The following is a 22129-nucleotide window of genomic DNA, read 5'->3' as shown; positions in this document are numbered from 1 at the left end:
TAACTCCGTTTATTAAGCTTTTACATCGGTGTACGTATCACTTTCTTTTTCAATACCGGAACGGCATTTGGAAAGCGTAAAATATGAGATGAGGGTGAAGGTCAAGGCCCACATGCCCATATAAAAATAGGTCTGTTCAAAACCATATATATCGTAGAAATGACCAGCCGGTGCAGAAATCAGCGTTGAGCCGATATAAATCATCGTCTGGTATCCGAGTAGATACATGGTTGCGTTGACTTTTTTGTTGAAATGCTCCGCAATATATTTAAATGCCGAGATCAGCAGCAGAGCCATTTCCAGGCCATAAAACGTTTTTAGGACCGAAATGGCAATATGATTCTGAACCATGCCGCAAAGCATCAGGCGGACACCGATTATGGCACCACAAAGCAGCAGAGCATTCTTCGCTCCAATGCGGTTAACGATCATGGGTGCTACCAGCATGGTTAAAAATTCTAATCCATTCTTGACGGTCATCATATAACCGTACCACTTATTTCCTTCGGCCTTGGAATCAAAGAAGGTAACAAAAAAACGTGGGAATTGCTGTTCAGCAACGAACATCATCCATACAACGCCGGCAATATACAGTGCGAACATCCAGAACTTTTTGTTACCCAATAACTCAAGCACATCTTTTGATTTAATCTTATCTTTTGATACCACAATATTATCAACGAGCAATTTTTCATCGATTTTGACGCTCAGGAGTACCAGCAGCATAATCACCGCACCGACGCTGCTGACCACTAAGTTGATATTAGGCGATATATTGAAAAGTAACCCTGAGACAGATGCGCCGGCGGTGCTACCTATGGAGCCCATCATTCTGATGCGTCCAAATTCGGTGTTGTATACCCGGCTCAAGCGATCCATATAGGATTCGTTAGCTGCAACCCCCGCATACCAGCCTAGCCCAAGGAATATAGAGCCGGCGATAATCCCAGCCAGGGTGTAGCTTAGCAATAGCGGTTTATAAATAAATATAAAGAAGGGCGCCATCATGGTAGTGATTAACCCGATAAAATAAAGCAGATTTTTACTCATGCCTATCTTATCGAGAATATAGCCGTAAACTGGTTTGAAAATGACCGCCAGGATACCGTTGACGGCAAAAACCGTACCGATAGTAACACTATCCAGACCTATGACTTCACTTAGCCATAACGTATATAAAACGAAAGTCACCGCCCAGGTAAAGTAATAGAGAAAAGCATACACCCTCATTTTGGCGATGACATGCGCACTTCTATTCATATAATGCTCCTCAGTGAGGCATAATAATGCCCCATGAAATAGTAATCTCAAATTTTATACCAGAAAATAGGTCGCACAATCCGGATCTGCCCAGGGTGAAGTGAACTCTATCTACGGGATAACAATATAATTTTGAAGAGTCAATCCATAATGTAATAGCCTTCTGCGACTTAATATGATGCCACGATACACACTGACTGCAGGTCCGATATTTGACATACATCACAAATAAAAAACGCGCCTGTTATGATGTTGAAAAACTCAGCTAAAAACGGATAAAAATTTAAACTATTGATACGAAAATTTAAGTTTAATATCCATGGCTTTTTTAATCTGTCTTTATAAACGTTATCGGTCATTGTTGGGTACCTATCGGATTCATAGGCCGGGATGGTCAAGCAGCCAACTGCGCCCATAGTCACACGGCTGCAGGCTACTCCGTGTCCGTGTCTGCGTGCGTGCCGGTAGCGGCTAGAACCCGGGCGATAATGATCTAAAATCACGTTAGGTAACTTATAAAGAGTTAATGGTGAGTGAGCAAGTTGCAGTCGATGTCGAGTTGAAGTGTGAACCACGATAGAACCGGCAACTTTTGCCACCTGACTGCCATTTTTTTTGCTGCCTGCGCTGATCAAATTGGAAATTTATCATCAATACTTAAACCAAAGACCTAGGCTGCACCAGCATAGTGTTTTACACTGCGCGCTGTTAAAACTGAATAGCTTGGCGATTAAGTAGGCGGGAATGGCGATGAACGGAACGATCACAACCTGGTTTAAAGATAAAGGTTTTGGATTTATCAAAGATGAAAACGGTGAAAACCGCTATTTTCATGTGATAAAGGTCGCCAACCCTGATCTGATTAAAAAGAATGCGGCGGTGACTTTCGAACCCGCCACCAATAACCAGGGCTTGTCCGCTTATGCAATAAAAGTTGTACCGGAAAGTAAGTACATCTATATCGCGGGCGAACGCCTTAAGCTCACGTCGATCAAGTCATTCCTGGTATATAGCGAAGAAGTGTCCGCCGATCCGCGTATTGATAAAGACAATGCTGTGCTGTCTGTGGGGATGCTGATGGGTAGCATCAGGCCAAAGACAGCCGCTAAGCCTGGTGAGATGCGCACGCTAAAAAAACTGGCGATCACCACCTTCCAAGGTACGACGTCAATCTTCTCGGAAGATGAGATAGACGTCGATGCCACGGTAAAACTGCTCAAAGTATGAAATACGTCTAACGGGTTATTGACCAGGACCTGCGTTATTCAAGATCGGATTTTGCCATCACGCACTGGCTCAGCCTCGATGTTTACCGGTATAATCCTATCCACTATTGATCGGGTCAGAAGCGAAGATGACAAAACTTACCTTACAAGAGCAGATGCTTAAAGCTGGTTTAGTGACCAGCAAAAAAGTGGCGAAAGTCCAGAGAACGGCTAAAAAATCACGCGCCCAGGCTCGTGAGGCCAGAGAAGCTGTTGAAGAAAACAAGAAGGCGCAACTTGAGCGCGATAAACAATTCAGCGAAGAACAAAAAAACGCCGCCCTGTCGAAAGAATACAAAGCTCAGGTTAAGCAACTGATTGAAATGAACAGGATCGAGCTGCCTAAAGGTGATATTGATTTTAACTTTACTGATAATAATGTCATTAAAAAAATAACAGTCGACAAGCTGACACAAGCACAGCTTATCAGTGGTCGCCTCGCCATTGCGCGTTTGGTGGTTAATAGCAGTGGAAAGAGCGCCTACGCGATTATCCCTGCGAGCGTTGCCGATAAAATTGCTCAGCGAGATGCGAACAGTATTGTATTAAATAGCGCGCTGAGTCAGGAAGAGCAGGATGAAGAAGATCCGTACGCTGATTTTAAAGTGCCAGATGATTTGATGTGGTAAAAATGCTTTGCCATAGGTGTGTTGAAAAGTCCTTCAGGGCTTTTCATCAACAACTCAATGTTTTCTTTGCACATCGCCACACGACGTTAATCCGCAGTCATGGGTGTTAGTGCATGGAGCTTGGCACGGCGGTTGGTGTTGGGATCAGGTGGTGACATTGCTACAAGCAGAGTTGATGTCAGCCAGTGCACCAACGCTTACCGGCCAGGCAGAACGCATGCCTGAACTTTCTTGGGCTGTGACTTTAGAGACCCACGTTCAGGATATTGTCAAGGATGTCCGCAGCTTGGGGCGTGGAAATATTACGCTCGTTGCACACAGCTAGGGTGGATTTCCCGCTACTGTGGCTGCAAAAAAATTAGATGGCATTGTTACGCATCTCATATTGCTTGACGCTTTTTTACCCATTAATAATGAGACAGTCCTTGACCACGCCCCGCAACTAATTGATTCCTACCCTGCAAAACTACCACTTACTACAGACAGGTTTAGGAAATCCTATATTCGCTGCTTACGTAAGCGTACCGCATGCGCCGTATTGACAACTACTCAGGCGAGAAGGTGATATTCCACGGCAACAGTTCGTCTATCCGAGTTATGGGCCACTCGGCGATAAGGCTCAATACTTCTTTGAGGTATTTCTCCGGATCTATGCCGTTGTATTAGCCCCCTGATGATCCATACACTTTGACCCGCCTAAATAAGAGGTAGGCTTGGAACTATGTTCAAGACTGGTCAAAGCGAAATCATGGGTACTGTTCTTACTGAGCCAGAGCGACGCCGTCGTCGCACTCCGCAGGAGAAGATCGCCATCGTTCAGGAGACCTTCCAGCCAGGAAGCTCCGTTTCTCTTGTCGCTCGTCGTCATAATGTGAATGCCAATTAAGTCTTTAAATGGCGTAAGCAATACCAGGATGACGCCGAATTACTGGAACACATCCGTGCCGACGTTGCCGACCTGCCGAGTTATGGCTATCGACGCATCTGGGCTAATCTGCGCCGCCGTTCTGAGCAGGAAGGTCTGCCGAGGGTGAACGCAAAACGGCTATGGCGCGTGATGCGTGACAACGGCTTGTTGTTAGAGTCGATACCCCGTACCACACCGGATACCCGTCGTCACACAGTCCGGGTGGCGGTGGCCGACAGCAATCGCCGTTGGAGTTCGGATGGCTTCGAGTTCCGCTGCGACAACGGCGAAAAGCTGCGGGTCACCTTCGCCATCGACGGTGGCGACAGGGAAGCCTTGGACTGGGCGGCCAGCACCGGCGGTGATGACAGCAATACGGTACAGGACGTTATGCTACGCTCAGGGGAACGCCGGTTCGGGCAACACCTGCCGACAGCGCCCATCGAATGGCTGACGGATAACGGTTCGTCTTATCGTGCCGATGAAACCCGGAGCTTCGCTAACATGCTGGGCCTGGAGCCCAGAACGACCGCGATCAGAAGTCCACAAAGTAACGGTGTAGCAGCAAGCTTCGTTAAGACGATGAAGCGTGATTATATCGGCATGATGCCAAAACCGGACAGCCAGACGGTGGTAGTAAACCTGTCACTGGCATTCGAGCGCTACAACGAATATCACCCGCACAGCCATCTGGGCGGCGTCAGTCCCGAGGCCTTTGAACGGGCCTCATCGTGAGGACAGAATATGTCCACGGTTTTGGGGGCAGTCCATAAATGACTCTGAGGTGTCTGTTAAACCCGTGGCGATTCACTCTGGCGCTGACCCTCGAAGTGCGATGAAGATCACGACAGCGGTCAAAAGCGTTATTCCTGACAGGATAACCAGCAGACTGCTGAAGGCTGAGTGATAGCTATTGAAAATGGCCTCACGGGCCGAATTAACGAGAATCGACTGAACGGAAGACAGGTCGCCGGCAACGAATCGTTGGGCAACGTTGCCTGCGTTCGCTGACGCATCCGGAAAATCCAGTTTGATATGCGTGGCCACTAACGCGGACAGGACGGCACTCACGACGGCGAGTGCGACTCCCTCACCGGCGACCCGAGTAGTGTTAAATATTCCGGTGGCCATTCCGGCACGTTCCCGGGGAACGACACTGACAGCCAGTCCGTCCATTAGCCCCCATGGCAGGCTAATACCTGCTCCAATGACCAGAAGCGGTCCGAGAAGTAATGGGGTCGCTTCACCTCCGGGCCAGCGGCTCAGCCACAGAAGACCCGCGGCCGCCATAATAAATCCGAGACCGCAAAGCGTTGCCGCTGACAGCCACCGTGTTAATGAGCCAGCGATTAAGGGGAGGAACAGCAGCGGGCCACACAGCACTCCCATGATCCAACCCGCGTCCAGTGTACTCATACCATCAATCCCGACAAAGCGGACGGGCAGCAGTATCAGGAGGACGACAAAGGCATATGCTGGCGCAGCAGCAAGCATCTGCACCGCCACAAAGCGTGGAAAGCGGAAAAGGGAGAGATCCAGCATCGGCTGTTTTGCCCGTATCTCAATGACCGAAAAGAGCGCGAAAAGCGAGATGCTTATTATCAGATACACCAGCGTCTCGACATCCCGCCAGCCTTTTTCAGGCGCGATAAGAATGGCATTGGTAAACAGTGCCAGTGCCGCAGTGAAAGTAATGCTGCCTTTCCAGTCGATACCCACCGCGTCAGGATCTCGCGACTCGCGGACAAATGCGGTTCCCAGAGCGTAAGCCAGCGCCGCAAGCAACGCGACCAGAGCAAAGATCGACCGCCAGCCGAAAATGTCGATCAGGAAGCCTGAGCTGATCGGCCCGAAGGCAAGGCCCACGCCAAAACTGGTCCCCACGAGGCTGAAAGCGCGCATGCTACCCGGCCCCTGGAATTCCTGGGCCAGCGCAGCCATGATGCCTGCAAACGCCGCTGCCGCTGCGATGCCTTGCCCGGCTCTCAGTATGTTGATGACCAGAATATTGGGCGCGAAGCAAAGGGCAAGGGAAAACAGGAAAAGCAATCCGACGCCGACAAGGAAGACGCGCCGCCGGCCCAGATAGTCGGCAAGTGACCCTGCTGTCATGAGGCAACTGCCAAACGTCAACATAAAGGCGTTAGTTACCCAACCAAATTCAACGGCGCTTCCCTCCAGCGCCTGACCAATGATTGGCAGCGCGACGGCAGGGCCCGTAAACGCCAGCGGATTGGTGATGGCGACAACACATGCAGCCAGCAAAACCAGACCCCGATGACCGGCCCCGGAGAATGAAGATGATGCGTTCAACGTTCGCTCCTTCTAAAAATAATGATGAGGAGCACATAAGTTTGTCTCCTGTAGTGATTCAATTGATAATATATAATATCAATTGGCGAATGTATTTCGCCTCACTGGCGACGTATAAGAAACGGAGTGATATATGCGGGGAACGAACATCGGAGACATCATCGCTTTCACGACGACAATAGAAGCAGGTACTTTTGCTGACGCGGCCCGCACGCTGGGTCTGTCACGTTCAGCAGTGGCAAAAGCCGTCGGGCGGCTGGAGACTCGCCTGGGAGTCAGTCTCTTCAGGCGGACAACCAGAGCACTCAGTGTGACAGAAGAAGGCCGGCGGTTTCACGAGCAATGTGCCGTCATACTCGATGACCTGGAGGCAGCCGAGAACAACATCGCAGGCCGGGATGCACAGCCGAAAGGTCTGCTGCGCATTACGGCACCGGGTGCTTTTGGTCAGTTACACGTTATGCCTGTGGTGCGTGAATTTCTTAAAAAATGGCCACACGTAACGATTGAGATGAATCTGACCGACCGGGTCGTTGACATCGTCGAAGAGGGTTTTGATCTGGCAATCCGTATCGGCGGAGTGACCGAGCCACACCAGTACTTGATCTCGCGCGTGATCGGCCGGTATCGCACGATGTTTTGTGCGGCTCCCGAATACCTTGAAAAATATGGTATGCCACAGACGATCGAATCCTTGCGCGACCATCTTTGCCTTCCTTATGCGAACTCGAGAACTCATACCTCCGGGCAACACGCATGGCGCATTCTGGCATCAGATGGGGGATGGCATACGATCCCTGGACGAATTGCGTTTACGGCCAATCGTGGCGAGGCCATACTTGACGCGGCCTTGTCTGGTATGGGTATAGCCTATTTGCCATCCTTTTTGTTTGATCGCCATGTGGCCGAGAGGCGGCTGGTGCCGGTCCTTCCTGACTATGACACTGCTGAGTTACCTGTCATGGCGTTATATCCTACGAAGCGATACCTGCCAGCAAAGGTTCGCGCTTTCATCGATGATTTGATCAACGCAGTGCGGGCAGAGAAGGAAAAGCTTGACGTAATCCAGCAGTATTCGAGGGAAGCAGGTAGCCATTCGCTGCGACAATTCTAGCTAAGAGCTGGCTCGTTGCCCTTCTTTCAGAAATGCGAGCCTTTTCATATGGCTGGAGTTTAAGAGGCAATGATGTAAAACCACTTTAAGGACTTCTGCCCAGTGTAAATAGACGTTTTATTCGCAGACACAATTCACGGATACCTTCACGCTGTGGTCATGCAACAAAAAGGGATACGGCAGGATAGGCCCCAGCGCAATTCGGCATTCTTTACCACTGAATACGGTACTTGAGATACCAGTGACTTGAGCCGCCGGGTTTGATAAGAAGATACAATGCGTGGGAATCGGAAACTTTGCAGGGTTTTGCTGATGGTTTTAAGTTGCGGATTTAAGTGTCGTTAAGAGACCTTTGAGGGTCACTCCGTCATCGAACCAACTCAACCCCAAATCTGACAACCAAATTCTCCCGATGCGGAGGGGAAACTGAAAATGCATCGGGAAGACTTTTCACACTAACTCATTGAATCTAAATCGTATAAAGCTTCGCAAAGAGGCATGAAAACAAGAATTTGGCTCCTCTGACTGGACTCGAACCAGTGACATACGGATTAACAGTCCGCCGTTCTACCGACTGAACTACAGAGGAATCGTTTGAACGAGGCGAATACTAATCAGAGCCTGTCCCTTTGTCAAAGGTCTTTTAAGCAAAAAAGCACAGCCGTCGATTCTCTCACCATTCTGCTGATTTTACACACAAAAAATACCGCTACCGTCAGTATCACGACTACAGTTTCTCAGCGTTAGTATCACGACTACAATATCGCAGCGTCAGTATCACGACTACAGTATCGCAGCAGCAGTATCACGACTACAATATCGCAGCGTCAGTATCACGACTACAGTATCGCAGCAACGGGATCACGACTGCATTATCGCAGTGACAGTATCGCCACTACAGCATCGCCACTACGGTACCGTACCGTACCGCCACTACTGTTAACCCGCAGTCCTCAGCCTTAACCAATCAATATCTGCTAAACTTACAATGCCTTTTCAGCCCAGGCCAGCTGGCTGCTGACCAGCAGTCTCAACACCTGCTGCAATTGTCCTGCCCGTTCGGGCAAGTAATCAAAGGGGGCATGCTCAGTCAGGTAATTGCACTGCGCCAGCTCAAGCTGGACCGCATGCTGACGGGCATGGGGCTGGCCATAAGCGCGGGTAATGTAACCCCCTTTGAACCGGCCGTTAAACACATAGCTGAAGGGTTGCTGCCCACAGCGCTCGACCAGCGTTTCCTGAAGGGAAGGTGCGCAGCTGGCGCCGTCATTGGTGCCGATATTCAGGTCCGGCAGGCGGCCATCGAACAGTCTGGGTATCATCGAAGCAATGGAGTGGGCATCAAGCAGTAGGGCATAGCCATGGCGGGCCTTGATGGCGCTGAGGGTATCCTGCAACTGGCGGTGATACGGCTGCCAGATTTGGTCCAGGTAACGGCGGCGCTGGTCGGCATCCGGCGATTGGCCGGGCAGAAAGGCCGGGGTACCGTCGAACAGGGTGTCAGGATACAGTCCGGTGGTGGCAGTCGCATAAAGAGGCTTGTCATCCGCCGGCCGGTTAAGATCGACCACCAGGCGAGAATAACTGCCGATAAGCATATGGGCACCCAGGCCGGCGGCAAAGTCATACAGCGTCGGCAAGTGCCAGTCGGTATCAGGCAGTGAACGCGCCGCATCGCTGAGCCCTTCGGCCACTGCCGGCGTCAGCCGTGTACCGGCATGGGGAATGCTGATAAGCAGCGGGGCGGTTCCGGCCTGGTAGTCATAGGGATTGCTGATAGACATAGCGCATTATCTCCTGCAGGGGAGCAGTTACCGCTGCTCGCCGCGAAAAACCACAGTATTGGCTATTTGACCGCCTAACCAGTATGAGAGTTCGGCGGGATGATTAACTGGCCAATGCACAAAGTCGGCCTGTTTACCTGCCTCAAGCGTTCCCAGGCTGTCCGACAGGCCCAAGGCTTTAGCGGCATGTGTCGTTACGCCGGCCAGGGCTTCTTCCGGCGTCAGGCGAAACAGGGTGCAGGCCATGTTCAGCATCAGCCGCAGCGAGCAGGCGGGCGATGTGCCGGGATTGATGTCGCTTGCCAACGCCATCGGCACGCCATGGCGGCGAAAATGCGCCACCGGCGGAAATTGTGTCTCGCGCAGCATATAGCAGGCGCCGGGCAGCAATACTGCCACGGTGCCGGATTTTGCCATGGCGGCGGCGTCTCGGTCGGTAGCGTATTCCAGATGATCGGCTGAAAGCGCCTGATAGCGGGCAGCCAGCGTACTGCCGCCCAGGGAGGAAAGCTGCTCGGCATGGAGTTTCACCGGCAGGCCCGCCTGGTGGGCGGCGTCGAATACCCGGGCAATCTGTGCCGGGCTGAAGGCCAGGTGTTCGCAGAAGCCGTCCACCGCATCGGCCAGCCCTTGGGCGGCGACTTGAGGGATCCAGTGCTGACAAATCAAATCAATATAGTCATCGGGCCGGCCTTGATATTCAGGCGGAACCGCGTGTGCCGCCAGCAGGGTGGTTCTGACCTGCAGGGCATATTTTTTGCCGATGCGTTTGGCCACCCTGAGCATCTTGAGTTCGCTTTCAAGGGTCAGACCGTAACCGGACTTGATTTCCATGCAGGTGATACCATCGGCCAGCAGCAGCTTTAATCGCTGTTCGGCCAGGGCCAGCAACTCATCTTCGCTGGCCGCTCGGGTGGCATTAACGGTAGACAGAATGCCGCCGCCGGCAGCGGCTATCTCAGCGTAGCTGACGCCATTGAGGCGCTGTTCGAACTCCAGGCTACGGTCGCCGCCGAATACCAGATGGGTATGGCAGTCAATCAGCCCCGGCGTGATGATGCCACCGCCAAAATCATGCCTCGGCATTCCATTAAAACGGGCGGGCAGGCTGGCGCGCGGGCCTAACCACGCGATACGGCCTTGGTTAACGACCATCGCCCCGTCGGCAATGATGTGGTAGCGGCCCTGGGTCATGGTCACCAGGCTGGCGCCGGCCCAGATACGCGATTGGGATGGAGCCTCAGACATAAACGCTTCTCCGGATAAGACAATCAGTCAACGTTAAAGCTGCCAAACAGCTGATAGCGCGACCCAGGATACAACAGTCGGGCCCAGGTCACTACCGCCGAACCCGACCAGGTGCGGCGATGAATCAACAGGCAGGGTTCGCCGGCGGAGAGCTGCAGCAGTTCACGTTCCCGCGGGCTGGGATTAATCGCCTCAACCCGGTGTTCACCGGCGCTTAATGGCGCCACCTGGGTCAGGTAAATATAAGGGGTAATAACTGAAAAATCCTGCTGCATATAGTCTGGCGCAGCGAATGGGTTGACGCTGCGATCTTCAATCTGCACGGCGATATCGTCCTCGTAATGGACGATCAGCGAGTGAAACAGCGGGCTGCCTGCAGGGATACCCAGAGAGATCGCCTCTACATTACTGGCCGGGCGAGCCTCCAGCGCCAGCAGGCGGCTGCTGTGCCGATGGCCGCGGGCAGCGATTTCATCAGCGATATTGCGGACTTCGAGCAGCGCGGTCTGGGGTTTGGCTTCAGCAACGAAGGTCCCCACGCCCTGCATGCGCAGCAGATAGCCTTCAGCGGTCAATTCACGCAGCGCCCGATTGATGGTCATGCGGCTTACGCCTAGCTCCGCCACCAGTTCACTTTCCGAAGGAATTCGCTGGTGGGCCGCCCAGACGCCGGTGCGGATCTGCTGCACGATGGCCTGCTTGACGCGCTGGTAAATCGGCGCAGGCGTCGCACTCATTACCGCTGAGAGTTGTGCCGCCGACTGCAGTTCAGCCACTTCAGGCCTCCGGAAAACCAAGAGAGAGTAGAAAACAGTTTACTGTCGAATGCAGCGTATGTATATGTATATACAAGTAGATAAGCATTTCCTGTGACCCAGAGGCCAATAGCTAAATGAGTTTACCTGTTTATTTTCATTATGATCGACTGGCGGTCAGTCGCTGGCGCAACGGCGGTGGCGAAACCCGCCAGATAGCCAGTTTGCCGACCGACGATGATGCCGAGGCTTTTGCCTGGCGAGCCAGTATCGCCACCATTGAACAGCAGGGGCCTTTCTCGCGGTTTCCCGCTACCGACCGGATTATTACCCTGTTGTCCGGTGACGGGGTCAAGCTGGAACGTAGTGATACCGGCAGTTGCCATGCCCTGACGGTGGTAGGCGAACCTTGGGAATTTGATGGCGAATGGCCGATAGATACTACTCTGTTGGGCGGGACCAGCCTGGATTTCAATATCATGACCCGCCGGCCAGCGTGGCAGGCCAAAGTGAGGGCGGCGTCTTCGTTACAGTTGCTGACCGCCGGCCATAGCGGGGTGGTGTATGTGCTGAAAGGAAGCTGGCGCTATGACATTGTCGGTCAGGAAGGCTTGCCGAAGGTCAACGGTTCCCGGGTGCTGGGCCCCGAAGAAGGGCTGTGGTGGCATCTATCCAACCAGTACGCCAGCCTGGTACCGCAAGATGAGCACTGCTTGGCCCTATGGGCGGATATATTCCCGGCGGCGGGTTAGCGCCGGCGGTGGTAAACCGTTGGCCGGACCTGCAGCGTAGTTATGTCCGGTCTTGCACCGCTATGGACCCGTGAATGCTCCCTTTTGGGGCGACCCAGCTTTTGGGTGGCCCAGCGGCGACAGACAACCATCTATGGTTTGATTAACCACATGCCGTTTGACATTGTTTTGCTCACTCACTCATCAACCTGCCTACGGCCTAGCCGCAGTGCTGACTACCTGCCTAGCCGCCAGTGCTGATTGCCTGTCTAGCCACCAGTTTTGATTGCCTGTCTAGCCGCCAGTGCTGATTGCCTGTCTATCTGCCAGTCCTGATTGCCATCCTATTACCCGACCACCCTGAAGCAATTCTTTCGCCTTTGCTTATGTCTGAACATGCTGTGCTTCTGGCACGGGGATTGCTTAGCATCATTGTCGTTGTATAGACAGGTTAGTACAGCGACGTTCCCAACCGCCGGCCTCCCTTCCTTTAAAGGCATAACTGAACAGAATTTGGGAGTCATCTCGTAAAACGGCGCGGTTATCGACTCACAATATTGACGACGCCATTTTTATGGCGAATAAGGTAGCTATCTTCGGCGCTCCTGCAGCAAAACCCTGCAGGGACCGGTGCCTTGACCCACCGAACGGCGGCTGCAGCAGCGCGATTGATCCTCGCGCTTTCATTTTAAGCTTGCTTGTCTATACAGGAATAGATTATGTCATTGTCGACCACAGTTTTACGGCCCTATCGCCTGGTGCCGGGTGCGGTAGATTTGGCTGCCCTGCGCGCCATTTATCTGGGCGAGGTGGAATTATCCCTTGACCCGGCCGCGGTTGGCGCGATTGAACGCGCCCAGCAGACCATTGGCACTATTTTGGCCGGCGGTGAAACCGTCTATGGCATCAACACCGGCTTTGGCAAACTGGCCCAGACCCGCATTCCGGCGTCCCGGCTGGCTGAGCTGCAGCGTAATCTGGTGTTGTCGCACAGTGTCGGCATCGGCAAGCTGCTGGCAGATCCGGTGCTGCGCCTGGTGATGGCCGGTAAAATTATCAGCCTCAGCCGCGGGCATTCCGGCATCAGACTGTCGGTAGTTGAGGCACTGATTGCCTTGTACAACCGGGGCGTGATGCCCTGTATTCCTGAGAAAGGATCGGTAGGGGCTTCGGGGGATCTGGCGCCGCTGGCCCATCTTTCACTGATGTTGCTGGGAGAAGGGCAGGTGAGGGTCGACGGCCAGCTTATCAGCGCGGTTGACGGGCTGAAGTTGGCCGGGCTGGTGCCGATTGAACTGGCGCCCAAAGAGGGGCTGGCCCTGCTTAACGGGACGCAAGTGTCTACCGCCCTGGCGCTGGTTGGCCTGTTTGAAGCCGAGCGCGCCTTCGCCGCCGGTTTGGTCGCCGGGACGCTGTCCCTGGAAGCGATCAAAGGGTCGATAAAACCGTTCGATGCCCGTATCCATCAAGCCCGTGGCCAGCAGGGGCAGATAGCGGTCGCAGCGGCGGTGTCTTCATTGCTGGCAGGCAGCGAAATACTGGACTCACATGCGCACTGCGGCCGGGTACAGGATCCGTATTCTATCCGCTGCGTGCCTCAGGTAATGGGTGCCTGCCTGGATAATCTTTATTTTGCCGCCCGCACACTGACCATTGAAGCTAACGCGGCTTCGGATAATCCGCTGGTATTTACCGATACCGGGGAAGTGATTTCCGGCGGTAACTTTCATGCGGAACCGGTGGCATTTGCCGCCGACATTATCGCCCTGGCGGTGGCGGAGATTGGCGCTATCTCCGAGCGGCGCCTGGCGCTGCTGCTGGATACCGGCCTGTCTGGACTGCCGCCGTTTCTGGTCAGCGAAGGCGGCGTCAATTCCGGCTTTATGATAGCCCAGGTAACGGCGGCGGCGCTGGCGTCGGAGAATAAATCCCTGGCCCATCCGGCGAGCGTCGACAGCCTGCCGACCTCTGCCAATCAGGAAGACCATGTGTCGATGGCAACCTTTGCCGCCCGCCGGCTGGGCGATATGACGTTTAATACCGCGGTCGTGGTAGGCATCGAGGCCATGGCCGCCGCCCAGGGCATTGATTTTAATCGTCCCCTGCAAAGCTCGGCAACGATTGAAGCACTGCTATCCGGCATTCGGCAGCGGGTGGAATTCCTCGACCAAGATCGCCTGCTGGCGCCTGATATCGAGGCTATGCGCAACTGGGTGGCTGAAACTGCCTGGCCAGCACCGGTATTAGCGTTATTACCCAGTTATGCCACCGGCATTGAACAATAAAGGATCCCAGATGAAAACAGATTTTAGCCACGCCGTCTCCCGACCGGTCAGCGCACCGCACGGCACCAAACTCAGCTGTAAAAACTGGTTGATCGAAGCGGCCTATCGCATGCTGCAAAACAATCTGGATCCGGATGTGGCCGAACGGCCTGAAGATCTGGTGGTGTATGGCGGCATCGGCAAAGCGGCGCGTAACTGGCCGAGCTTTGAGGCGATCCTCGACTGCCTGCGTAATCTGAATGAAGATGAAACCCTGCTGGTGCAGTCCGGCAAACCGGTCGGGGTATTCCGAACCCATGAAAACGCCCCGCGGGTGCTGATCGCCAATTCCAATCTGGTGCCTCACTGGGCTAACTGGCAGCATTTTCATCAGTTGGACCAGGCTGGGCTAATGATGTACGGCCAGATGACCGCCGGCTCCTGGATTTATATCGGTGCCCAGGGCATCGTACAGGGCACTTTTGAGACCTTTGCCGAGGCTGGCCGCCAGCATTATGATGGATCGCTGGCCGGTAAATGGATCCTGACCGCCGGTCTTGGCGGCATGGGGGGCGCGCAGCCCTTGGCCGGGGTATTGGCCGGCGCCTCGGTGCTGGCGATTGAATGTCAGGAGTCGCGCATTGATTTCCGGCTCCGTACCCGCTATCTGGACCACAAAGCCTACAATATCGATGAAGCGCTGGAGATGATTCAGCAGGCCTGCGAGCGGCGTGAAGCCATCTCGGTCGGCCTGCTGGGCAATGCGGCCGATATTCTGCCTGAGCTGGCGCGGCGTGCGGCCGCTGGCGGGCCACGTCCGCATATCGTCACCGACCAAACCTCGGCCCATGATCCGCTTAATGGCTATTTGCCGGCCGGCTGGACGCTGGAACAGTGGCATGACGGCCGTAAGAATAATCCTCAGGGCGTTATCAGCGCCTCCCGCCAATCAATGGCGGTCCATGTCAATGCCATGCTGGCCTTTCACGATATGGGCGTACCGACGGTGGATTACGGCAACAATATCCGCCAGGTAGCGCTGGAAGAGGGCGTCAGCCGGGCATTCGATTTTCCCGGCTTTGTGCCGGCCTATATCCGTCCGCTGTTCTGTGAAGGTAAGGGACCGTTCCGCTGGGTGGCGCTCTCGGGCTGCCCGGAAGACATCTATAAGACCGATGCCAAATTGAAACAGCTGTTCCCTGACAACCGGTTGCTGCATAACTGGCTGGATATGGCCCGGGAACGCATTGCCTTCCAGGGGCTGCCGGCGCGTATCTGCTGGCTGGGGCTGGGCGAGCGTCATCTGGCGGGGCTGGCGTTTAATGAAATGGTGCGCAATGGCGAACTGAAAGCGCCGATCGTTATCGGCCGCGATCATCTGGACTGCGGGTCGGTGGCGTCGCCCAACCGTGAAACGGAAGCAATGAAAGACGGCAGCGATGCGGTCTCCGACTGGCCATTACTCAATGCGCTGCTCAATACCGCAGGGGGCGCCACCTGGGTCAGCCTGCATCACGGCGGCGGGGTCGGGATGGGCTTTTCCCAGCATGCGGGCATGGTCATTGTTTGCGATGGCACCCCTGAGGCCGATAAACGATTGGAACGGGTACTGTGGAACGATCCGGCTTCCGGGGTCATGCGCCATGCGGATGCCGGCTATCAACTGGCGGCAGACTGTGCCCAACGCCATGGACTCAATTTGCCGCTGGCCTGATCGGGATGACTTTATCAACCAGAGTGGCGTAAGGAAGAAAGCGCTGACGGTGCATCAATTTCTGTATCCCGGCCGCGTCATTCTCGGCCGCCACCATCGCCCAGCGTGACTAGCTTTGCGCTGGACTGGGCGGCCGCCACCATCGCCCAGTTTGATAATATGTGTGCCGGGCTCGGTGACCGCCATCGCCGAGCTTGGCAATATTTTCCCCGGACTCGGCGGCCGATGCGCCGCTCGGCATCAGCCGTCAGTCCGCTTTGTAAAGGGCATAGCCGACCACAGATAAAATGATCAGCGCTGCCCCGGCGAACATCATCAGGCTGGGTTGCTCGGCGAACAGAATCCAGGCAAACAGGATGGCATACACCGGCTCGAGGGCAAAAAATACCGCCGCCGCGCGGGCTTTGACAAAGCGCAGGCTGGTGACCAGCAGGCTGTGCGCCACACCGGTACAAAGCGCCCCTAACGCAAGCAGACCGAGCCAGTCGACGGCAGAGGCCTGCAAAAGTGCGCCCCAGGCCGCTGGCAGCAGTAATAGCATAATCACCAGATTCTGGCACAGGGCCGCCTGCACCGGGCGCACCTGCAGCGCCGTCAGGCGATTACAGATTATCAATAATGCCAGCAGCCCACCGGACAGTATGCCCCAGAGAAATCCCCGGGTGCCGCCGCTCGAAAAGTCAAACGATGGGCATACCAGTACCAGTCCGAGGCAAATCAGACCGATCAAGGTCCACTCCGGCAAGTGAATGCGTTCACGAAAGGCCACACTTTCACCTAGCGTGGTAAAAGCCGGGAAACTGGCGAAGCCCAGCGTCGCAATCGCCACACCGGCCGTTTTGACGGCAATAAAGAAGGTCAACCAATGACCGGCCAGAAACAGGGCGCCCAAGATAACCACCCGCAGGCTTTTACCGCTTATCCACTCCCAGCGAAAACTGCGCACGCATATCATCAGCAAGGCCAGCACCCCCACCGCAAACAGTGCGCGGCCAAACACAATCGCGGCTGGCGTCAGGTTTATCACTTTGCCCAGAATGCCGGAAATACCGAAAAACAATGCTGAAATATTCAGCCCGATAATCGCAATGCGTTTGTTCATCAAGCGTCCCGTTATATTATCTGCATCCTGAAGAAAGTCGCTCAGCAACGCCTGCCGGTGCTACCGATACCGCCATTATAATAACCGGGTTATGGCCGAGTGATGCGGGTTTTTCACCGCGTAGTAGGGGGTATATTCAATTTATCAGCGGCATCGGTATGACTGACGGCCCGCCGGGGCGCAGGCAGTGCTATTATGTGAGCCTGGAAAGACTCTTTACCGGGATATGCCATCCCGGGCTTGTCGATGGGAGGAAATTTGATGACCGGCAACAAGACCGAAATCTATCAGCGCATTGATCCGGCCGCGTGGGGCCGCATTTTTGTCATGGGCGATTTACACGGCTGCTATCAGCAACTGATGGATAAACTCACCCGGTTAAGGTTTGACCGTCAGACCGACCTGCTGGTATCGGTAGGGGACTTGATAGACCGCGGCGCAGATAACCTGGAATGCCTGCGGCTATTGCACGAGCCCTGGTTTTGCGCGGTCAGGGGAAATCATGAGCAAATGGCCTATGATGCGCTGAGGACCGGCGATGATGGGTTGTGGCTGGCCAACGGCGGGAAGTGGTTTATACGCCTGGATGAACAGGGTCAGCAAGAGGCCAGACAACTGATCGCTACCACCGCCGCCCTGCCGCTGGTGATCGATATCGATATGGGCAAGCGGCATATCGTGGTGGCTCACGCGGATTATCCCGCCGACCGTTATGAATTTGGTAATCAGGTGGATACCGATGCGCTGATGTGGAGTCGTCGGCGGATCAATCTGAATCAACAGGGCCGGTCAAATCCGATCCTGGGTGCGACGCACTTCTTCTTCGGTCATACACCGCTGGACCGGATAAGGCATTACTATAATCAATACTACATTGATACCGGTGCAGTCTATGGCGGACAGCTCACCGTGCTGGAACTGAACAATCTGCCGGTCTGATAAAAAAATGCAGCGGGTAAATGTTTTTCGGCACACTTGGCAAGTTTGTCTATACTTACACAGGTTTACGAAAAAAGTCTCTTTCCGCGACCCGCACTTTTGCATTTTTTTGACTTGAGGGATTGGCCTATGTTCTCCAGAAACAAAGCACGACGTCAGGCGGACGAGTTGCAGGAGACGGTATTTGAGACCGGGGAAGATGTTTATCAGCACCTCAGGCAAGCGGCAGGAGAGACCTGCGGCTATGTCAAACAGAATCCCTGGGTAGGTATTGGGGTGAGCACGCTGTTAGGGTTTATGGCAGCTGCGTGGCTAAACAGCAAGAAAGGAGAGTGATATGGGTATTTTATCCTGGATTATTTTTGGACTGATTGCCGGTATTCTGGCGAAGTGGATCATGCCTGGGCGTGATGGGGGTGGATTCATCATTACCATTATTCTGGGTGTCATCGGTGCAGTGGTCGGTGGTTACATCAGTACCTTCTTCGGCTTCGGCCGGGTCGATGGCTTCAACTTCGGCAGTTTTGTGGTGGCGGTCATCGGCGCTATCGTGGTGCTGTGGATTTACCGTCTGGTCCGAAGGTAAGCCTCGCTTCCTTTCTTTCACGCCGGCCTCAGGGCCGGCGTGTTTGTTTTGAGAGTTCATCATCCTGCCTTACACCCGATCATCCAGAGGCCTGAGATTATGATCCATTTTCGCCACTAAACTGCGCTACAATAGGGCCGCTGACGGGACTTAAAGCCCGCCGGAGTCAGGGCTAAGGCTTTATCGCAGGGCCGTATATTCGCGTCACTTGGTGAGAGGAACCTAACGATGAGCAACAGTGAACTGGAACAGCGCCGTCAGGCCGCTACGCCGCGCGGCGTTGGCGTTATGTGTGATTTTTATGCCTCCCGGGCGGAAAATGCCACCCTTTGGGATGTCGACGGACGTGAATTTACTGATTTTTCCGCCGGCATTGCCGTGCTCAACACCGGCCATCGTCATCCCCGGCTGCTGGAAGCTATTCGCCGGCAGTTAGATTGCTTCACCCACACGGCCTATCAGATTGTTCCCTATGCCAGCTACATTACGCTGGCCGAAAAAATCAACGCCTTGGTTCCGATAACGGGTCCGGTTAAAAGCACTTTTTTTACCACCGGCGCAGAAGCGGTGGAAAACGCCGTCAAGATTGCCCGCGCTTATACTCGTCGTCCTGGTATTATCACTTTCGGCGGTGCGTTCCATGGCCGTACCCTGCTTACCTTGGCGCTGACCGGCAAGGTGGCTCCCTACAAGCTGGGGTTTGGCCCTTTCCCCGGGCAGGTTTTCCATGCCCAGTATCCCAATGCCCTGCATGGCGTCAGCGTAGACGACGCCATCGCCAGCATCCAGCGTCTGTTCCAGAGTGACATCAGCCCTGATCAAGTAGCGGCGATCCTGTTTGAGCCGATTCAGGGCGAGGGCGGTTTTAACATCGCGCCGAGTGAATTTATCGTTGCCCTGCGCAAGCTTTGCGATCAGCACGGCATCCTGCTGATAGCCGACGAAGTGCAGAGCGGTTTTGCCCGCACCGGAAAATTGTTCGCCATGGAACACTGTGCCGGTGTTAAAGCGGATCTTATTACCCTGGCCAAGAGTCTGGGCGGCGGTATGCCGATATCGGCGGTGGCCGGTCGGGCAGAGGTAATGGATGCTCCAGGCCCTGGGGGCCTGGGCGGCACCTATGCCGGCAATCCGGTTGCGGTTGCCTCGGCGCTGGCGGTACTTGAAGTGATTGAAGAGGAAAACCTCTGCCAACGGGCCAGGCAGCTTGGCAGCCAACTGATGGATACGCTGGAGCAACTGAAAATAGAGTGCCCGGCAATGGCTCAGGTCCGCGGTCAGGGATCGATGGTCGCAGTCGAATTTTATTCGCCAAAGACCGGTGAACCTGATGCTGCATACGCCAGAAAAATTCAGTCCCAGGCGCTGGCGCAGGGCTTGCTGCTGCTGACCTGCGGCGTTCACGGCAATGTTATTCGCTTTCTTTACCCCCTGACTATTCCCGCTGCGCAATTCAACGCTGCGCTGGATCTGCTAAAGCGACTGTTGACCGCCAAACACTGATTTGACCGGCGGCCGGCGCCGCATTGCTGGATGAAATCAGAGGAAACTACTTGTTTCATCCGCTGTTTTGCCGCACATTTTGATGCATATACTGTCGATTAAGAGACCATCGGATGCAGAAGAAAACCCTGTTACTGACTGGGGCTAGCCGGGGAATCGGGCATGCAACGGTCAAACATTTTCACGCCGCCGGATGGCGTATTTTCACCGCTTCCCGCCAGAATTGGGTAGCAGAGTGCCCATGGGCCGAAAAAATGCTCAATCACATCCATCTGGATCTGGAAGACATCGCCGGGGTGGAAGCGGCGCTGCCGCTTATCAAAGAAAAACTGGGGGGCCGGTTGGATGCGCTGGTCGATAACGCCGGTATTTCACCCAAAGGCGAACAGGGTGAACGGCTAGGAGTCAGGGAGACCGATTATGCCACCTGGTTGCGGGTATTCAACGTCAACCTGTTCTCGACGGCGCTGCTGGCCAATGGATTATTCGACGAACTCAAGCAGGCCCAGGGCAGTATTATCAACGTGACCTCAATCGCCGGATCTCGGGTCCATCCGTTTGCCGGGGTGGCCTATGCCACTTCAAAAGCTGCGCTGTCGGCGCTTACCCGTGAAATGGCCAACGATTTCGGCCGCTATGGCATTCGGGTCAACGCCATTGCACCCGGTGAAATCGATACCTCCATCCTCTCGCCGGGTACCCAGGAGATCATCGAACGGCAGGTGCCGCTGCAGCGTCTGGGTAAGCCTGAAGAAGTGGCCTCATTGATTTATTTTCTCTGCACCTCAGCGGCCTCCTACGTCAATGGGGCGGAAATTCAGGTTAATGGTGGACAGCATGTCTGATACCGCTATCGTTCTCGTCCGATGATTTTCATTGCCAGAGTGAAAGTGTTACCGGATCCGGCCGATGTTTTTTCTTGAAAAAACCGCCTATGTTTAAGCTACCCAACAACGTTAACTTAGCTAATAAAGGCCATTATCATGAAAGCCATCGTTTATGCCCAGCATGGACTACCCATTGCCAGTCCCGATTCCCTGTATTCCACCGATCTGCCGACGCCGCGCCCGGGACCGCGGGATTTGCTGGTGGCCGTCAATGCCATCTCGGTGAACCCGGTCGACACCAAGGTGAGGGCCAATGCCGCCGTGACCGCCCCCCGCGTTCTGGGCTGGGATGTCGCCGGTGTGGTGTTGGAAACCGGATCTGACGTTACGCTGTTTAACGCCGGGGATGAAGTCTTTTATGCCGGATCCCTGACCCGTCCAGGTGCAAACAGTGAGCTGCATCTGGTGGATGAGCGGATTGTCGGTCATAAACCGGCCTCCATCGATTTTGCCCACGCGGCCGCACTGCCGCTCACCGCAATCACCGCCTGGGAACTGTTGTTTGACCGCCTGCGGGTGGCGGAAGGCGGTGGCGAAAACAGCCAACTGCTGATTATCGGCGCGGCCGGCGGCGTCGGTTCCATTCTGACTCAATTGGCGCGTAAATTGACCCGCATGACGGTTATCGGCACCGCCTCGCGGCCGGAAACCGCTGAATGGGTGCGCAAAATGGGTGCCCATCATGTCATTGACCACAGCAAATCCCTGGCCGAAGAGTTGTCCCGCATTGGTATTCACCCGGTTAGCCATGTGGCAAGCCTCACTCACACCGAAAGCCACTATAAGCACCTGATCGATGTGCTGGCGCCCCAGGGCCAATTGGCCCTGATTGACGATCCGAAATCGCTCGATGCCAATCAGTTAAAAACCAAAAGTCTCTCGCTGCACTGGGAATTTATGTTTACTCGCGCCATGTTTGAGACCAGCGATATGATAAAACAGCATCAATTGCTGGAGCGAGTGGCCGCTCTGGTGGATGATGGGACCCTGCAGTCGACCTTCAGCGAACATTACGGCGCCATCAACGCTGAAAACCTGCGACGGGCCCATCAGCTGATTGAAAGCCATCGCGCCCGGGGGAAAATCGTGCTGGAAGGATTCGATTTATCCTGAGGGCACCAGGGGAAT

The 22129-nt window shown here is 54.5% G+C and carries 19 protein-coding genes, 1 tRNA gene and 3 pseudogenes; 14 read left to right on the top strand and 9 right to left on the bottom strand.

What is annotated here, in order from left to right; translation table 11 throughout:
• Positions 1–12: 12 nt before the first annotated feature.
• Positions 13–1260: an oligosaccharide MFS transporter gene (locus tag EDC52_RS13110; protein ID WP_131865789.1), complete on the bottom strand. Its 1248-nt coding sequence runs from the start codon at positions 1258–1260 to the stop codon at positions 13–15.
• A 744-nt stretch (positions 1261–2004) separates the two neighbouring features.
• Between EDC52_RS13110 and EDC52_RS13105 the strand changes: the two genes are divergently transcribed.
• The 3 genes from EDC52_RS13105 (at position 2005) to EDC52_RS20445 (ending at position 3479) form a co-directional block, all read left to right on the top strand.
• On the top strand, positions 2005–2487 hold the full coding sequence (locus EDC52_RS13105; protein WP_131865788.1) for a cold-shock protein: 483 nt from the start codon (positions 2005–2007) through the stop codon (positions 2485–2487).
• A 127-nt stretch (positions 2488–2614) separates the two neighbouring features.
• Complete coding sequence (locus EDC52_RS13100; RefSeq protein WP_131865787.1) at positions 2615–3154, top strand: DUF2058 domain-containing protein; 540 nt, start codon at positions 2615–2617, stop codon at positions 3152–3154.
• 103 nt (positions 3155–3257) lie between these two features.
• On the top strand, positions 3258–3479 hold the full coding sequence (locus tag EDC52_RS20445; RefSeq protein WP_165911715.1) for an alpha/beta fold hydrolase: 222 nt from the start codon (positions 3258–3260) through the stop codon (positions 3477–3479).
• Positions 3480–3699: 220 nt separating this feature from the next.
• On the opposite strand, the pseudogene EDC52_RS13095 reads toward EDC52_RS20445, so the two are convergent.
• Positions 3700–3813, bottom strand: a pseudogene (locus EDC52_RS13095) (transposase domain-containing protein); the annotation flags it as partial.
• An 89-nt stretch (positions 3814–3902) separates the two neighbouring features.
• On the opposite strand from EDC52_RS13095, the pseudogene EDC52_RS13090 reads away from it, so the two are divergent.
• Positions 3903–4796, top strand: a pseudogene (locus tag EDC52_RS13090) (IS3 family transposase).
• 72 nt (positions 4797–4868) lie between these two features.
• Here EDC52_RS13090 and EDC52_RS13085 read toward each other — a convergent pair.
• Positions 4869–6374: an MFS transporter gene (locus EDC52_RS13085; protein WP_131865786.1), complete on the bottom strand. Its 1506-nt coding sequence runs from the start codon at positions 6372–6374 to the stop codon at positions 4869–4871.
• A gap of 133 nt (positions 6375–6507) precedes the next feature.
• On the opposite strand from EDC52_RS13085, the gene EDC52_RS13080 reads away from it, so the two are divergent.
• Positions 6508–7488, top strand: coding sequence for a LysR family transcriptional regulator (locus EDC52_RS13080; protein WP_131865785.1), 981 nt, complete (start codon positions 6508–6510; stop codon positions 7486–7488).
• A 160-nt stretch (positions 7489–7648) separates the two neighbouring features.
• Here the strand turns inward: EDC52_RS13080 and EDC52_RS20090 are convergent.
• From EDC52_RS20090 to hutC, 5 genes and pseudogenes are all read right to left on the bottom strand, one after another.
• Positions 7649–7819 (bottom strand): annotated as a pseudogene (locus tag EDC52_RS20090) (Arm DNA-binding domain-containing protein); the annotation flags it as partial.
• 182 nt (positions 7820–8001) lie between these two features.
• A tRNA-Asn gene (locus EDC52_RS13070) sits at positions 8002–8077 on the bottom strand.
• Between the two features lie 394 nt (positions 8078–8471).
• Positions 8472–9272 (bottom strand): N-formylglutamate deformylase, encoded by an 801-nt coding sequence (gene hutG, locus EDC52_RS13065; protein ID WP_131865784.1) that lies wholly within the window; start codon positions 9270–9272, stop codon positions 8472–8474.
• A 27-nt stretch (positions 9273–9299) separates the two neighbouring features.
• Entirely contained in the window at positions 9300–10520 is a 1221-nt protein-coding gene (gene hutI / locus EDC52_RS13060) for an imidazolonepropionase (protein ID WP_131865783.1), read from the bottom strand.
• 23 nt (positions 10521–10543) lie between these two features.
• Positions 10544–11296: a histidine utilization repressor gene (gene hutC / locus EDC52_RS13055; RefSeq protein WP_131865782.1), complete on the bottom strand. Its 753-nt coding sequence runs from the start codon at positions 11294–11296 to the stop codon at positions 10544–10546.
• 116 nt (positions 11297–11412) lie between these two features.
• Between hutC and EDC52_RS13050 the strand changes: the two genes are divergently transcribed.
• From EDC52_RS13050 to hutU, 3 genes are all read left to right on the top strand, one after another.
• Complete coding sequence (locus tag EDC52_RS13050) at positions 11413–12027, top strand: HutD/Ves family protein (protein ID WP_131865781.1); 615 nt, start codon at positions 11413–11415, stop codon at positions 12025–12027.
• 698 nt (positions 12028–12725) lie between these two features.
• Complete coding sequence (gene hutH, locus EDC52_RS13040) at positions 12726–14291, top strand: histidine ammonia-lyase (RefSeq protein ID WP_196237767.1); 1566 nt, start codon at positions 12726–12728, stop codon at positions 14289–14291.
• Positions 14292–14301: 10 nt separating this feature from the next.
• On the top strand, positions 14302–15984 hold the full coding sequence (hutU, locus tag EDC52_RS13035) for a urocanate hydratase (protein WP_131865780.1): 1683 nt from the start codon (positions 14302–14304) through the stop codon (positions 15982–15984).
• A 247-nt stretch (positions 15985–16231) separates the two neighbouring features.
• Here the strand turns inward: hutU and EDC52_RS13030 are convergent, their stop codons facing one another.
• Positions 16232–17086 carry a DMT family transporter gene (locus EDC52_RS13030; protein ID WP_131865779.1) on the bottom strand — a complete coding sequence of 285 codons (855 nt, stop codon included), beginning with the start codon at positions 17084–17086 and terminating at the stop codon, positions 16232–16234.
• 261 nt (positions 17087–17347) lie between these two features.
• Between EDC52_RS13030 and EDC52_RS13025 the strand changes: the two genes are divergently transcribed.
• The 6 genes from EDC52_RS13025 to EDC52_RS13000 all read left to right on the top strand — a co-directional run bounded on the left by EDC52_RS13025 (position 17348) and on the right by EDC52_RS13000 (position 22114).
• The gene (locus EDC52_RS13025) at positions 17348–18025 is read left to right on the top strand and encodes a metallophosphoesterase (protein WP_230468042.1); all 678 of its coding nucleotides are present in this window, start codon (positions 17348–17350) and stop codon (positions 18023–18025) included.
• A 129-nt stretch (positions 18026–18154) separates the two neighbouring features.
• Positions 18155–18361 (top strand): DUF883 family protein, encoded by a 207-nt coding sequence (locus EDC52_RS13020; protein WP_131865778.1) that lies wholly within the window; start codon positions 18155–18157, stop codon positions 18359–18361.
• A gap of 1 nt (position 18362) precedes the next feature.
• Complete coding sequence (locus EDC52_RS13015) at positions 18363–18611, top strand: GlsB/YeaQ/YmgE family stress response membrane protein (protein WP_131865777.1); 249 nt, start codon at positions 18363–18365, stop codon at positions 18609–18611.
• Between the two features lie 228 nt (positions 18612–18839).
• Entirely contained in the window at positions 18840–20114 is a 1275-nt protein-coding gene (locus EDC52_RS13010; protein WP_131865776.1) for a 4-aminobutyrate--2-oxoglutarate transaminase, read from the top strand.
• Positions 20115–20227: 113 nt separating this feature from the next.
• A complete protein-coding gene (locus EDC52_RS13005; protein ID WP_131865775.1) occupies positions 20228–20959 on the top strand; it encodes an SDR family NAD(P)-dependent oxidoreductase in 732 nt (243 codons plus the stop codon).
• Between the two features lie 138 nt (positions 20960–21097).
• On the top strand, positions 21098–22114 hold the full coding sequence (locus EDC52_RS13000) for a zinc-binding alcohol dehydrogenase family protein (protein WP_131865774.1): 1017 nt from the start codon (positions 21098–21100) through the stop codon (positions 22112–22114).
• Positions 22115–22129: the final 15 nt, after the last annotated feature.

This window comes from Biostraticola tofi, from assembly GCF_004343195.1.
Classification (GTDB): Bacteria; Pseudomonadota; Gammaproteobacteria; order Enterobacterales; family Enterobacteriaceae; genus Biostraticola; species Biostraticola tofi.
The sequence above is the reverse complement of the archived record's forward strand: the minus strand, read 5'-3'. Positions and strand labels throughout refer to the sequence as shown.

Bases quoted from the DNA above. Each gene is read 5' to 3' on its own strand.
- EDC52_RS13110 (WP_131865789.1), bottom strand. From the start codon at position 1,260: ATGAATAGAAGTGCGCATGTCATCGCCAAAATGAGGGTGTATGCTTTT.
- EDC52_RS13105 (WP_131865788.1), top strand. From the start codon at position 2,005: ATGGCGATGAACGGAACGATCACAACCTGGTTTAAAGATAAAGGTTTT.
- EDC52_RS13100 (WP_131865787.1), top strand. From the start codon at position 2,615: ATGACAAAACTTACCTTACAAGAGCAGATGCTTAAAGCTGGTTTAGTG.
- EDC52_RS13080 (WP_131865785.1), top strand. From the start codon at position 6,508: ATGCGGGGAACGAACATCGGAGACATCATCGCTTTCACGACGACAATA.
- hutG (WP_131865784.1), bottom strand. From the start codon at position 9,272: ATGTCTATCAGCAATCCCTATGACTACCAGGCCGGAACCGCCCCGCTG.
- hutI (WP_131865783.1), bottom strand. From the start codon at position 10,520: ATGTCTGAGGCTCCATCCCAATCGCGTATCTGGGCCGGCGCCAGCCTG.
- EDC52_RS13050 (WP_131865781.1), top strand. From the start codon at position 11,413: ATGAGTTTACCTGTTTATTTTCATTATGATCGACTGGCGGTCAGTCGC.
- hutH (WP_196237767.1), top strand. From the start codon at position 12,726: ATGTCATTGTCGACCACAGTTTTACGGCCCTATCGCCTGGTGCCGGGT.
- hutU (WP_131865780.1), top strand. From the start codon at position 14,302: ATGAAAACAGATTTTAGCCACGCCGTCTCCCGACCGGTCAGCGCACCG.
- EDC52_RS13030 (WP_131865779.1), bottom strand. From the start codon at position 17,086: ATGAACAAACGCATTGCGATTATCGGGCTGAATATTTCAGCATTGTTT.
- EDC52_RS13025 (WP_230468042.1), top strand. From the start codon at position 17,348: ATGACCGGCAACAAGACCGAAATCTATCAGCGCATTGATCCGGCCGCG.
- EDC52_RS13020 (WP_131865778.1), top strand. From the start codon at position 18,155: ATGTTCTCCAGAAACAAAGCACGACGTCAGGCGGACGAGTTGCAGGAG.
- EDC52_RS13015 (WP_131865777.1), top strand. From the start codon at position 18,363: ATGGGTATTTTATCCTGGATTATTTTTGGACTGATTGCCGGTATTCTG.
- EDC52_RS13010 (WP_131865776.1), top strand. From the start codon at position 18,840: ATGAGCAACAGTGAACTGGAACAGCGCCGTCAGGCCGCTACGCCGCGC.
- EDC52_RS13005 (WP_131865775.1), top strand. From the start codon at position 20,228: ATGCAGAAGAAAACCCTGTTACTGACTGGGGCTAGCCGGGGAATCGGG.
- EDC52_RS13000 (WP_131865774.1), top strand. From the start codon at position 21,098: ATGAAAGCCATCGTTTATGCCCAGCATGGACTACCCATTGCCAGTCCC.